The organism is Streptomyces sp. URMC 126, assembly GCF_051386555.1.
Classification (GTDB): domain Bacteria; phylum Actinomycetota; class Actinomycetes; order Streptomycetales; family Streptomycetaceae; genus Streptomyces.
In genome coordinates this window covers 1-13571 of record NZ_JBPQTX010000194.1, presented here as the reverse complement: position 1 = coordinate 13571, position 13571 = coordinate 1, and the positions used below count along the sequence as shown (strand labels likewise).

Sequence of the window (13571 nt, the reverse complement as noted above, 5' to 3'; positions counted from 1 at the left end):
GTGGTGTGCCGTCCGGCGGCCGGCGCGGGCCGCGGGCCGCCGGACGGCGTGCGGATCGGGGCCGGTCAGGCGGGCGCGGGCGGTTCCGGCGCGGGGACGCACCCCGCGTTGACGGCCTCGGCGACCGCCGCCACGTGCGGGGACCGGACGATCCCGTAGTGCGTGGTGTCCAGGCACCGCGCCTCCGCCAGCAACGGCAACCGCTCGGCCCACAGCCGCCGTTGCTCGTCGACGGGCACCCGGGGCGGCAGCCCGGACTCCGCCCGGCCCGCGAGCCACAGCCGGACGGGCGTACCGGGCAGCGGCGGCGGCTCGTGGTCCGCCATGCCGACCAGGTTCGCGCGGCAGCAGCGCGCCAGCCGCTCGGCGTACGCGCGGGCCTCCGGACCCGCCACCGCGCCGGTACCGGCCTCGGCCAGCTCCCGGGCGAACAGGCGCTCCAACTGGTCCTCGTCGTAGCCGAGTACGTCCTTCCCGCCGCCGGGCGGCGGCGGGTCGAGCAGGTACAGCTCCGCGACCGGACCGTCGGCCGCCTCCTCCCGGGCCGCCATCGCCTGGGCCACCCAGGCGCCGAACGACCAGCCGGCCAGCCGCCAGCGCCAGGCGTCCCGGGGGAAGCGGGCGCGCAGCGCCGCGAGATAGCGGGCCGCGCGCTCGGTGACCGTCCACTCCGGGGCCTCGGCGCCGCGCAGCCCCGGGTCGCTGATCAGACAGACCGTCAGCCCGGGGGCGAGGGCCGACACCAGCTCGCGGTACGCCTGCACGTCCCCGCCGACCGGGTGCACCAGGCACAGCACGTCACCGCCCGTGCCCTCCTGCCAGACGTCCAGCGGCACGCCGTCCTGCGGGGCGTCCCCGCCCGTGGCGTCCGCCAGGTGCGCCAGCACCTCCCTCAGGCTCACCCGGTGGCTCAGCCGCGACAGTTCGAGCTCCACGCCGTACTCGTCCTCGACCGTGCTGATGAGGTCGAGGAGGGTGAGCGAGTCGGCGCCGTGGTCGTAGAGGGACGCCTCGGGGTCGAGCTCGTCCACGCCCAGGGAGCGGCACAGCCACTCCGCGAGCCGCTCGGCGGCGGCCGGGGTCACCGCCGCCTCGGGAGCCGCCGGCCGGTCCGCACCCGGCGGCGGCGCGTAGAAGACGCGCGCCTCCTCGGGGTCCGTGGTGGACACCAGGAGCTGGGGCAGGCGCAGCCGCAGGGCGTCGGCGAACAGCCGCTGCCCCTCCTTCACCGTCAGCCCCACCGCCAGGTGTGCCTGGTGGCGGGCGTCGGCGTGCAGGGCACCCAGCGCCATGCCGGTCTCGCTCCAGATGTCCCAGCCGACGCCGATCCGTACCGTCGTCCCGCCACCCTGGTACCGGGCGAACCCGTCCAGCAGGCCGTTGGCGGCGGCGTAGTCGAACTGACCGACGCCGCCGAACTGCGCGGACATCGACGAGCAGTAGACGGCGAACGCGGGCCGGTCCCGCTCGATCAGCCGCTCCACCAGGAGCGCGCCGCGCAGCTTGGCCGCCGAGGCGTGCCGCGCGGCGTCGGCGTCGCGCCGGACCAGCAGGCCGCCCGCGGCCACGCCCGCCGCGTGCACCACACCGTCGACACGGGTGGCGATCCGGTCGAGGACCGCCTCCGGGTCCGCCGTCGCGAGGTCCGCCTCCAGCAGGTCGACCCGGTCGGCCCAGGGGGCCAGCTCCTCCGGGAGCTCCGCGCGGCGGGCCAGCAGCACCACCCGGCAGTCCGCGTGCTCCAGCAGCCAGGCCGCCACGCTGCGGCCGATGCCGCCCGTGCCGCCGAGCACGAGGTACGTGCCCGGGCCCGCCGGACCCACCGGTGCCGGCAGCGGAGCCGGCGCGGGCACCGGCAGCAGCGCCTGCCGCCACCAGAAGCCCTGCCGCAGCGCCAGCCGGCGCGGCAGCTCCGCGGCCGGGTCCGCCCCGTCCGCCTCGGCCAGCAGCGCGGGCAGCGCCGCCCAGTCCGCCGGGTCGCGGCCGGGCAGGTCGAGCCAGCGGCCGTCGACGGCACACTCCTGCGGCACCACCTCCGCCGCGCCCGCCAGCAGCCCGAGTTCCGGCCGGGTGACCGGCCCCTCGACGGGCTGGGCGCCGTACGACAGCCACCACGGGCGCAGCCGCGTCCCCGCGGGCAGGCCGGCGGCGGCCCGGAGCAGCGCGGCGGGCGTGTCCAGGCAGGCCCACCGGGCGCGCTCCAGCGTCTCCTCGCCGACGGGGCCCTCCACGGCGAGCGGCAGCGCGTGCAGCCAGTCGAGCGTGGCCGTCCCGTCGTCGGCGAGCGCCTCCAACAGCCGCCGCAGGGACGCCGGATCGGCCGGGTCGACCTCGTAGCGGTCCGCTCCGACGCGGGTGAAGGACGCCGCCGCCCGGACGTGCGCCACCCGCTCGTACGCCGCCTCGAACGGACTCAGCGCGCCGGGCGGCAGGGGGCCGTCCGTCACCACCACCAGCGTGCCGGCGACGCGGGACGCGGGCTCCGCGGACGCGTGGTGCCGCCGCACCCAGTGCGGCTGACGCAGCCACTCGGCCTCCGGCAGCCGCTCCGGCCAGGACGGCGGGGCGAGAGGAGAGGGCGCGGCGACCGGGGCCGGGAGTGCCCGTTCGACCTCGTAGCGGGCCAGGCCGAAGGCGGGCGGCGGGAAGTCCCACGGCGCCTGCGCCGGCCCCTGCGGCCAGTCGATCTCCGCGCCCGCCTGCCACAGGGCCGCCAGTTCCCCGGCCGGACGGTCCTGGGCGCCGACGCTCGTCCCGTCCGGCTCCACGGCCGTACCGCCGGTCACCGTCCGCAGCCAGGCCACCGCCTCCGCCGCGTCCGCGCACACCGCCGCCGCCCGCCACTTCCGGGCCGGGCGCCCGGCTTGGAGATGCCGCAGCACCCGCCCGTACGCCTCGGGGCGCCGCTCCAGACAGTCCGCGATCCGGGCCGCGTCGGCGCGCAGACCGGCCTCGCTGCCACTGGACAGGGGCAGGACGGGCACGACCGGCCCGGCTGTCCCGGTCGCCGCGGCCGGGGCCGGTTCGCCGGCCTCCAGGACGACGTGGGTGTTGGTGCCGCCGATGCCGAAGCTGCTCACCGCGGCGACCCGCGGCCGGTCCGCAGGCCAGGGCTCGGCCGCCGTGGGGATCCGGAACGGCAGCCGCTCGTCGGCGATCTGCGGGTTGAGCCGCCGGAAGTCGACGGTGGGCGGGATCACCCCGTGGTGCACGGCCAGCGCCGCGCGCACCAGCCCGACGACGCCCGCGGCGGCCCCCAGGTGACCCAGCTGGCTCTTCACCGAGGACAGCGCGCACCGGCCCGGCTCCTCCAGGCCGTACGCCTGCCGGAGCGCGCCCACCTCGACGGGGTCGCCGAGCCGGGTGCCGGTGCCGTGCGCCTCGACGTACCCGAGGTCGGCGGCGGTGCGGCCGCTGCGCCGCAGGGCGGTGCGGATCACCTCGCGCTGCCCGGCGAGCGAGGGCGCGCTGTAACTCATCTTGTCCGAACCGTCGTTGTTGACGGCCGAGCCGGTGAGCACGGCGTACACCGTGTCGCCGTCCCGCCGGGCCAGCCGCAGCGGCTTGAGGACCACGACGCCGACGCCGCTGGCGCCGACCGTCCCGGCCGCGTCGTCGCTGAAGGGGCGGCAGTGCCCGTCGGGGGAGAAGATGTGCTGCGGCTGGTAGCGGTAGCCGTCGGTGAGCGTCGGGTCGACGAGGACGCCGCCGGCCAGCATCACCTCCGCGTCCCCTTGGCGCAGCAGCCCGGCCGCGACGTGCACCGCCAGCAGCGAGCTGGAGCACGCCGCCTGCACGGTGAACGCCGGACCGGTCAGCCCCAGATGGTAGGCGACCTTGGTGGTCAGGAAGTCCTTGTCGTGGTGCTGGGCCAGCCGGAACGCGTCCGGCAGCGCCGCCGGATCGGCGTCGCGCAGCAGGGACTGGAAGTAGGTGTTCTCGCCGCAGCCGGCCACGATGCCCGTACGCCGCGCCGGCGTGTCGCCCGTGATGCCGGCGTGGGCCAGCGCCTGCACCGACGCCATGAGCAGGTGGCGCTGCTGCGGGTCCATCAGCCGCGCCTCCTGCCGGCTGATGCCGAAGTACTCCGGGTCGAAGTCCAGCGGCCCGGACAGCTGGCTGCGCGCGCCCACCAGGCCGTCGGCCGCCTCGAAGCGCTCGATGCCGCGCCGGCCCGCGCACACCAGGTCCCAGAAGGCGGCCAGGTCGTCCGCGCCGGGCAGCCGGACGGCCATGCCGACGACGGCCACCGGCTCGTCCGCGGCGGGGCGGTCGTCCGTGACGGCGGGCGAGTCCGGCGCCGCGTCCCCTTCCAGGAAGCGGGCCAGCCGGCGCACGGAGACGTGCTCGAACAGGTCGGGGATGGAGAACCGCAGACCGGGCTCCCCGGCGCAGCGCAGATGGAAGCGCATCAGGTCGAGGCTGGACGCCCCCGCGTCGAAGAAGCGCTCGTCCGGGCCGACGGGACGACCCAGCACCTCCTCCAGGAGCGCCGACAGCCGCGCCTCCAGCGGCGACAGCGCCGCGCCGGAAGCGCTCCTCGGCCGCAGGTCCGCGCCGGGCGCCGTCAGGGCGCGACGGCGGTCCAGCTTGCCGCTGGGGGTCAGCGGCAGCGCGTCCACGACGCGGAAGCGGTCCACCCGTACGTGCGACGGCAGCAGCCCGGCCAGATGACCCGACAGCTCCTCCGCCGTCGGAGGCTCGCCGTGGCACTGGAGACAGGCGAGCAGGCGCCCGCCGTCCTGCGCCACGACCGCGTTGACGACGGCCGGGTGGCGCAGCAGCGCCGCCTCGACCTGCCCCAGCTCCAGCCGGTGGCCGCTCAGCTTGACCTGCTGGTCCTCTCGGCCCAGGTAGTGCAGCAGCCCCTGCCGGTCGAAGGACGCCCGGTCGCCGCTGCGGTAGAACAGGCCCTCCCCGGGCACCTCGGTGAAGCGAGTGGCGTTGAGCTCCTCGTCGCCCAGGTAGCAGGGCGCGGCCATCGGGCCGCCGATCAGCAGACTGCCCGGGCAGCCCGGCGGCACGGGCTCGCCCGCCGCGTCCACCACCCGCAGCACGGAGCCCGCCACCGGGCGTCCGATCGCCGGCCGGGACGGCCAGCCCGCCGGGTCGCCGTCCAGGCACAGACCGCTGACGACGTGCGTCTCCGTCGGCCCGTAGTGGTTGAACAGCCGGGCGCCCGGCAGCCCCGCGAACCAGCCGCGGACCGCGTCGGTGCACAGCAACTGCTCGCCCGCCGTGACCACTTCGCGCAGCCGGGAGGGGAAGCGGCCCAGCCGCACCCCGTGCTCGGCGAGCAACTGGAGGGCCACGTACGGCAGGAAGAGGCGCTCGACGCCGGCCGCCTCCAACTGGTCGAGCAGGGCGGGCGCGTCCCGCCGCCAGCCGGGCCGGACCAGGTGCAGCCGGCCGCCGCCGGTCAGCGTGGTGAAGACCTCCTGGAACGAGACGTCGAACGACAGCATCGAGAACTGCTGGGTGACCGCGGGCCCCGCGAGCCCTCCGTCCGTCTCCTGCCAGCGCAGCAGGTTGCACAGAGTCGCGTCGGGCACCTGGACGCCCTTGGGGCGGCCCGTGGAGCCGGAGGTGAACAGGGTGTACAGCGGACGCGTGCCGTCCGGGGCCTCCGGAAGACCCGTGTCGTCCGGTGCCGCGGTCAGCACCACCGGGTGGCGCGGCAGCGTCTCCGGGGCGAGGGCGTCCAGCGCGGGCGCGCCGCCCGGCGGGACCAGCACGCACAGCGGCGCCGCCTGCTCCAGCACCTGTCGCAGCAGCTCCGGCGGGTACGCCGGGTCCAGCGGGACGGCGGTCACGCCGAGCCGGGCCAGCGCGAGGAGGGCCACCACGTGCTCGACCGACGGCTCCAGGTACAGGGCGACGCTCGCCGGCCGCCCGGCGGGCGGCAGCGGATGCCGGTCCCGCAGCTCCAGCGCCAACCCGGCCGCGTACGAGGCCAGTTCGGCGTAGCGGACCTCGCGGCCGTCCGGCGTCACCACCGCCGTCGCGTCCGGGGCGCGGCGCGCCTGGCGGGCGAAGCCCTCGGCGACCGTGGTGAACACCGGCTCGACCGGCTCTCCCCGGCCGGGCTCCGGCAGACCGCGCCGGTAGCCGGCGACCAGCTCGGCCGGCGTGATGTCGCCACCCTCGGCGAGCGCCTCCAAGCCGCGCCGGAAGAGGGCGTCCGCGGCCGCGACCTCGTCGGCCGTGAAGTGGTCGGCGGCGTACTCCCAGAGGCAGTCCAGGCCGTCCCCGCGCTCCACGACCGAGAGCGTCAGCGGGCACTTGGCGTCCGCCGGGGCGAGCCACAGCGGACGGGCCGTGACGCCCGGCAGGGAGAGGGCGGAGAAGTCCGTGTTCTCCAGGACGAACAGAAAGTCGAACGGCGGTCCGTCCGGCCGGGACGGCCGGTCGGCCAGCACGTCCGCGAACGCCACGTCCTGCCGCTCCAGCATCTCCCGCACCAGCTCGCCCTGGCGCAGCAACTGCCCGCGCAGGCTCTCGCGCGGCGCCACCTCGACGGGCAGCAGCACGGTGTTGGCGAACATGCCGACGCTGTCCGCGAACTCCCGCACCGGCCGGTTGGCCACCGGCCCCGCCAGCCGGGGCCGGGCCCGGCCCGTCACCCCGTACAGACTCCACGCGTACACGCCCAGCAGCAACTGGAAGCGGGTGAGGCCCAGATCGGAACAGAGCCGGTCGAGCACCGCGCGCCGCTCCGCGTCCAGCGTGGTGCACAGCAGCCGGCCGGTCTCCGCCGGCCGCGGCAGGGACGGCAGCGCGGGCTCCGCCTCCTCCACGCCGTCCAGGCGCTCGCGCAGCGCGGCCCGCTGCTCGGCGTAGCCGGGCGTGGCACACCACGCGGCCTGCCAGCCGGCGAAGTCCAGCGGCGTCGGCACGGCCGCCGGCGCGTCCGGCTCGGCCCCGGCCACCAGGGCCGCGTACGCCGCGGACACCTCCTCGAACAGCACGTTCAGCGACCAGCCGTCGACCGCGATGTGGTGCAGCCGCAGCAGCAGCGTCCCGCCGTCGCCCTCCGGGAGCCAGCGGGCGTGGCACATCTCGGGGCGGGCCAGGTCGAACGGCTCGTCCAGGAACCGGCGTCGGGCCTCCGGCCCGGCGTCCGTGCCCGTGACCCACGGGTCGTACGGCGCGCCGACCTCCTGCCGCAGTCCCCCGTCCGCCGGGACGAAGGCCGTGCGCAGCGCCGGGTGGCGCGCCACCAGCAGGCGCAGCGCCTCGCGCAGCGCACCGGTGTCCACGGCGCCGTCCAGCCGGAAGGCCATGCCCACGTGGTACGCCCGGGAGTCCGGCTCACGCTGCGCGAGCAGCCACAGCCGCTGCTGCTCGGACGTCGCGGGCGCCGACCGGGCGCCCGACGGGGCGGGCACCGGCGGGTACGCCGCCGCCTCCCCGTCGCGCAGCGCGGCGAGGACGCCGGCCAGGGAGGCGAAGTCCCCGTCGACCACGGCCGCGCGCGGCGGCTCGCAGCCCCAGCGGCGGCGCGCCTCGAAGCGCAGCCGCAGCGCCTTGAGCGAGTCGCCGCCACTGGCGATCCAGCGGTCGCCCGGCCGCAGGCCGGTGACGCCCAGCACCTCCTCGGCCAGGTCCAGCACCTCGCGCTGCCACGGCGTGACGTCCGCGCCGCCCTCCGCGCCCGCGGGGCGCCAGGGCTCCCCGCCGCCGGCCAGCAGGGCGGCCTGGTCGACCTTGCCGTTGGCGTTCAGCGGCAGGGCGGCGACCCGGTACACGTGGTGCGGGCGCATGTACGGCGGCAGGGCCGCGGTCAGGTGCCGGTCGAACTCCTCGTACGCCAGCCCCTCGTCCGGCACCACGAACGCCAGCAGCTCCAGCACGCCGGCCGCGTCGGGCCGGGTGCACACGTACGCCCGGCGGACGGCCGGGTGGGACGCGATCCGCTGCTCCAGCTCGCCGGGCTCGATGCGGAAGCCCCGCACCTTGACCTGCCGGTCGACGCGCCCGACGTAGGTGACGAGCCCGTCGTCGTCCAGCCGGACGAGGTCGCCGGTGCGGTAGTGGCGCTCCCGGCCGCCGTCGTACCAGGGCAGGCGGACGAACGCGCGGGCGGTCTCCTCGGGCCGGTTGCGGTAGCCCGCCGCCAACCCCGCGCCCGACAGCAGGAGTTCGGCCGTCTCGCCCGGGGCGGCCGGGCGGTCGCCGGAAGTGGCCACGGCCAGCGCGCCGGTGCCCGGCAGGGGGCGCCCGATCGGCACCTCGTCCCCGTCGAAGTCCCGGGGGACCGGGTGGATCAGCGCGAACGTCGTGCACTCGGTCGGGCCGTACACGTTGTAGAGGGTGGTGGCGCTGTCCGGGTTGGCGCGGTACCAGTCGCGCAGGACGCGGGCGGTGAGCTTCTCGCCGCCGACGAGCACCTCGCCGACGCCGGAGAAACAGTCGGGCACGGCGTCGGCCACGGCGTTGAACAGGGCCGTGGTGATGAACAGGACGTCGAGCCGGGCCTCGCGCACGGCGGCGGCCAGCGGTTCGGGGGCCTGCGCCGCCGCGTCGTCCAGCACCACGCAGCAGCCGCCGGTCAGCAGCGGCACCCAGACCTCGAAGTTCAGCGCGTCGAACGCCGGGTTGGCCAGCCAGCCGTGCCGCCTGGGGCCGCCGGGCCGCAGCCAGCCCTCCCGGGCCAGCCGCAGGACGCCGGCGCCCGGTACCTCCACGCCTTTGGGGACACCGGTGGTGCCGGAGGTGTAGAAGACGAACGCCGTGTCCGAGGGGCCGGTCTCGGGCTCGTCCTCCGCCGTGTCACCGCCGGTCCCGGCCGTGCCGGCACCGGCCTCCAGCGTCGCGGCCGCGAGCGGGACGAGGTCCTCGCCGGCGCCGGCGGGCGGGGTCCCGTCGTGGACCACCGCGACGGCGCCCGAGTCGGTGAGGATGTGCCGCTGCCGGTCGGCGGGGCTCTGCACGTCCAGCGGGACGACCACCGCGCCCAGCCGCAGGATGCCGAGCATCACCCGGACCAGGCGCGCGGAGCGCGGCAGGGCCACGGCCACCGCCTGCCCCGGCCGGACGCCGCGTGCGCGCAGCGCGCGGGTGACGGCGGCGGATCCGGCGTCGAGCCCGGCGTAGTCGAGGACCCGGCCGCCCTCCAGGACGGCGGGGGCGGACGGGGTGCGGCGGGCCCGGCCGAGGACGCTCTGGGCCAGGCCGAGGGGGCCGCGGTCGGGGATCGTCATCGGGTCTCCTGCGCCGGGGCGGTACGGGGGGCGGGAACGGCGGCGGAAGGCGCCGGGGAGCGGGACGGCTCGGCATCGTCCGGTGTACGGGACGGGTCGACGCCGGCCGGTACGCGGGGTGGTTCGACGTCGGCCGGTGCACGGGACGGCCCGGCCCCGGCCGAAACGCGGGACGGCCCGGCCCCGGTCGCCGCACGGGACAGCTCGGCCTCGATCAGCGCGGCCACCCGGACCACGCCCTCGCCCTCCAGCACGTCCCAGTGGCCGCAGGCCAACGGCTCGACCACCACGGCGTCATCGGTCCGCCGGCCCCAGAACTCCCGCTGGCGGCGCAGGTGGGCGGGGTCCACCCGCTCGCCGTCCGCGCCCTCGGCCTGGACCAGCACCGTACGGGCGGCCGTCGGCGGCACCGTGTAGTCGCGTGTGGTCAGCCGGCTGTGGTTGTAGACCCGGAAGTACCGTTCGATCTGCTCGTCGTCGATGCCGGGGTACATGCCGTTGAAGCGGACGAGCTTGTCGCGGAACTCCGCGAGCTCCACCGGCTCGATCGCGGCCCGTTCGGCGGGGTCGTCGGTGCCGTGGGTGTCCAGCAGCACCACGCTCACCCCGGTACGGCCGGCCGCCGCCAGCCGGCGGCCCATCTCGTGGGCGATCAGCCCGCCGTACGACAGCCCCGTGAGCACCAGCTGCCCCTCGGGCAGCGGCTCGATCAGCCGCAGATACTCCTCCGCCATCGCCTCGATGGTGGGAAGAAACGTTTCACCTTCGTTGAGGCCCGGGGCCTGGACACCGGTCACGCCGACCTCGTCCGGCAGCAGCCCGGCGAGCGGCAGATAGCAGAAGGCGGTGCCCCCGGCCGGGTGGACGCAGACCACCCGCGCCGTCCCGGCGCCCGGGCGGAACTCGATGAGACTCCCCGGGCGGCGTTCCGCGACACCCTCGCGGAGCAGACCGCCCAGCGCCTCGATCGTGGGACGCAGCAGCACGTCGCGCACCTGCAGTGGCACGCCGAACGCCTCGCGCACGGCGTGGGCCAGCTTGATGGCGGAGATCGACGTGCCGCCGAGGGCGAAGAAGTCGTCCCGGACGCCGATGTCCTGGTGCAGCAGCAGGCCGCGCCATATCTGATACAGCGTCAGTTCTATCTCGTCGCGCGGGCTGGCCTGGTTGACCGCGACGGGTCCCCGGGCGGCGGCGCGCTCCAGCACCACCGCGCGGTCGAGCTTGCCGTTGGCCGTCAGCGGCAGGCGCGGGAACTCCACGAACACCTGGGGGATCATGTAGTCCGGCAGCCGCCGGGCCAGCGCCGCCCGCCACTCCGCGACCGGCCGCGGCTCCACGGCGTCCCGCCCCACGGCCGCCACCAGCACGGGGCCGCCCCGCGCCGTACGGTCCACCAGCACCGCCGCCTCGCCGACGCCCGGCTCGGCCCGCAGCGCGGCCTCCACCTCGCCCGGCTCGATCCGGAACCCGCGCAGCTTCACCTGGTCGTCCACGCGCCCCGCGTACTCCAGCGCGCCGTCCGACAGCCACCGGGCCAGGTCGCCGGTGCGGTACATCCGCCCGCCCGGCACGAACGGGTCGGCCACGAACCGCCCGGCCGTCAGCACCGGCCGGCCCAGGTAACCGCGCGCCAGCCCCGCCCCCGCCACGTACACCTCACCCGGCACGCCCGGCGGCACCGGCCGCAGCCGTCCGTCCAGCACGTACACCCGGGTGTTGCCGATCGGCCGGCCGATCGGACTCTGCCGCTCCAGCGGCCGGGGCGTGAAGTGCGCCGTGCTGTACACCGTCGTCTCCGTCGGCCCGTAGCCGTACAGGACCCGCAGGCCCGGCACGGCCTCGGCGAAGCGGTACAGCGCGCCCTCCGGCAGCGACTCCACTCCCGTCAGCAACTGCCGCAGCGCCAGCCCCTTCAGCCGCTCCGCCGGTGCCTCGTCGATCCACCGGACGAAGGCCGGCGGCAGGAACGCCTGCGCCACCCGGTGCTCGCGCATCCAGTCCAGCAGCGCCGCCGGGTCCAGGCGCACCTCGTCCGGCACCGGGTACAGCACACCCCCGGTGGTCAGCGGCAGCAGCAGCTCCTGCTGTGCCACGTCGAAGCCCGTGCTCGCCCACTGCGACGCGGGCTCGCCGGGCAGTGCCCCGCACCGCGCCAGCCAGTGGTCCAGCAGGTTGAGGACGGCGCGGTGCGGCACCGCCACGCCCTTGGGCCGACCGGTCGAGCCGGACGTGTAGATGACGTACGCCAGATCGTCGGGGAACGCGGTGACGCCGGGCGCGTCCGCGCGCTCCGCCTCCGCCTCGACCGCGGCGAGCGGCGCCCACCCCTCGGGCGGCGCCGGCTCACCGCTCAGCACCACCGCCGGACCGGCGTCCGCCACCATCCCGGCCAGCCGCTCCTCCGGCAGGTCCGGGTCGAGCGGCAGACAGACCGCACCGGCCTTGAGGACGCCCAGGGCGCCCACCGCCAGCCCCGCCGACCGCCGCACGTGCAGACCCACCACGTCCCCGCGCCGCACGCCCCGGGCGATCAGGGCGTGGGCCAGCCGGTTGGCGCGCCGGTCCAGCTCCGCGTAGCCGAGCCGCACGGCGCCGTCCACCACGGCCGGCGCCTCCGGACGGGTCCGCGCCTGCGCCTCGAAACGCTCCACCAGCCCCGCGGGGTCGCCCGGCAGGGCGGTGGCGTTCCACTCCTCCAGCAGCCGCCGGCGCTCCGGCCCGTCCAGCAGCGACAGATCCGCCACCGGACGTTCCGGGCCGTCGGTCATCCACTCCAGCACCCGCCGCAGCCGGCCGACGTAGCGCTCCGCCGTCACCTCGTCGAACAGCGCCTCGGCGTAGCGCAGACCGCCGGTCAGCCGGCCGTCCTTCTCCGCCACCATCAGCGTCATGTCGAACGTGGCACCGGGCGCGGGCAGCGGCAGCGGCGCCACCTCCAGGCCGGCCAGCTCCAGCGCGCCGCCGTCCGTGTACTGCCACGCCAGCATGGTCTGGAACAGCGGCGTGTGCGCCGGACTGCGCACCGGCTTCACAAGCTCCACCACGTGCTCGAACGGCAGGTCCTGACGGCGCAGGCCCGCCCGCGCCACCGTCCGCACCCGGTCCAGCGCCTCGGCCACCGTCGGCTCGCCGGACAGGTCCACGCGCAGCGCCAGGGTGTTGACGAAGAAGCCCGCCACGCCCTCGACATCGCCCCGGCGGCGGTTCGCCACCGGTATCCCGACCACGAGGTCCCGCTGCCCGGACATCCGGGACAGCAGCAGGGACCAGCCGGTGAGCACCGTCATGAACACACTGGCGCCGTACCGCTCGCCGAGCGACTTCACCGCCGCCGTCAGTTCCGCGTCGAAAGCGAACCGCACCTCCGCGCCGCGGTAATCCTGTTCCGCCGGGCGCGGCCGGTCCGTGGGGAGTTCCAGCAACGGCGGTGCGCCCGCGAGGGATTCCGTCCAATAAGCGGCCTGCTCGGCGAACGTGCCGTCCTCCCACTCCCGCTTCTGCCGCACGGCGTAATCCGCGTACCCGGAAGGGAGCGGCGGCAGCGGGTCGGGTTCTCCGCGCAGGAACGCCGAGTAAAGCGCGCCGAGTTCCCGCATCAGCAGGACTTCCGTCCAGCCGTCGTAAATCGTGTGGTGGAACGTCAGCAGCAGATGGTGCCGGTCCTCGCCCAGGACGACCAGCCGGCCGCGCGCGAGCGGACCGCGGGCCAGGTCGAAGGGGGCGGCGGCCTCGTCCCGGCGGAGCTGCTCCAGACGCTCGTCGAGGGTGCCGCCGGCACCGGCCGCGGCGTGCCCGCCGACGGTCCGTGACAGGTCGTCCACGCACAGCGCGAACCCGACGTCCGCCGGATCCACGTGCTGGAACACCTCGCCGTCCACCGCAGACAGCCGTGTCCGCAGCGCCTCGTGGCGGGCCGTCAGGGCGTCCAGCGCACGGGCCAGGGCGGTGCGGTCGAGGGGGCCGCGCACCTCGAAGGCGAGCGGCACGTGGTACGCCTCGCTCGCCCCCGGAAGCTGGGACAGGAACCACAGCCGCCGCTGGGCGAACGACGCCGGAACGCGGCTGCCCCCGGGGGCCGTTCGGGTGGCGAGCGTGCCGTGGGCGGCGGCGGACGGGGAGGCCGGGGCGGCGGGCGGCGCGGTGCGGGCGGATGGCCCGCCGACCGGCTCCTGCCGCGCCGGTGACGGCTCGTCGGGGAGGTGGTTGCTGGGCGTCTGCTGCGCGGGCAAGGCTGCTTCTTCTCCTCAAGGGGAGGGTGGTTCTGGGCGGGCTCCGGTGCCCTGACGGCCGGGATCGCCGGACGGAGGGGGAGCCCGTCCTGGTGCGGCGCCGTCTGTGCGGGGCCGACAGGGCACATTGGAAGGG

General features: G+C 76.6%; 2 protein-coding genes. Both read right to left on the bottom strand.

Features of this window, described 5'->3' with window-relative positions:
- Window positions 1–65: 65 nt before the first annotated feature.
- Window positions 66–9203 (bottom strand): amino acid adenylation domain-containing protein, encoded by a 9138-nt coding sequence (locus ACSNOK_RS21975; protein WP_436782455.1) that lies wholly within the window; start codon window positions 9201–9203, stop codon window positions 66–68.
- Window positions 9200–13435, bottom strand: coding sequence for a non-ribosomal peptide synthetase (locus tag ACSNOK_RS21970; protein ID WP_436782454.1), 4236 nt, complete (start codon window positions 13433–13435; stop codon window positions 9200–9202). Before ACSNOK_RS21970 ends, ACSNOK_RS21975 begins: the two co-directional genes overlap by 4 nt.
- Window positions 13436–13571 lie beyond the last annotated feature (136 nt).

Excerpts from the sequence above, each read along its gene's own strand:
- ACSNOK_RS21975 (WP_436782455.1), bottom strand. The coding sequence starts at position 9,203 with ATGACGATCCCCGACCGCGGCCCCCTCGGCCTGGCCCAGAGCGTCCTC.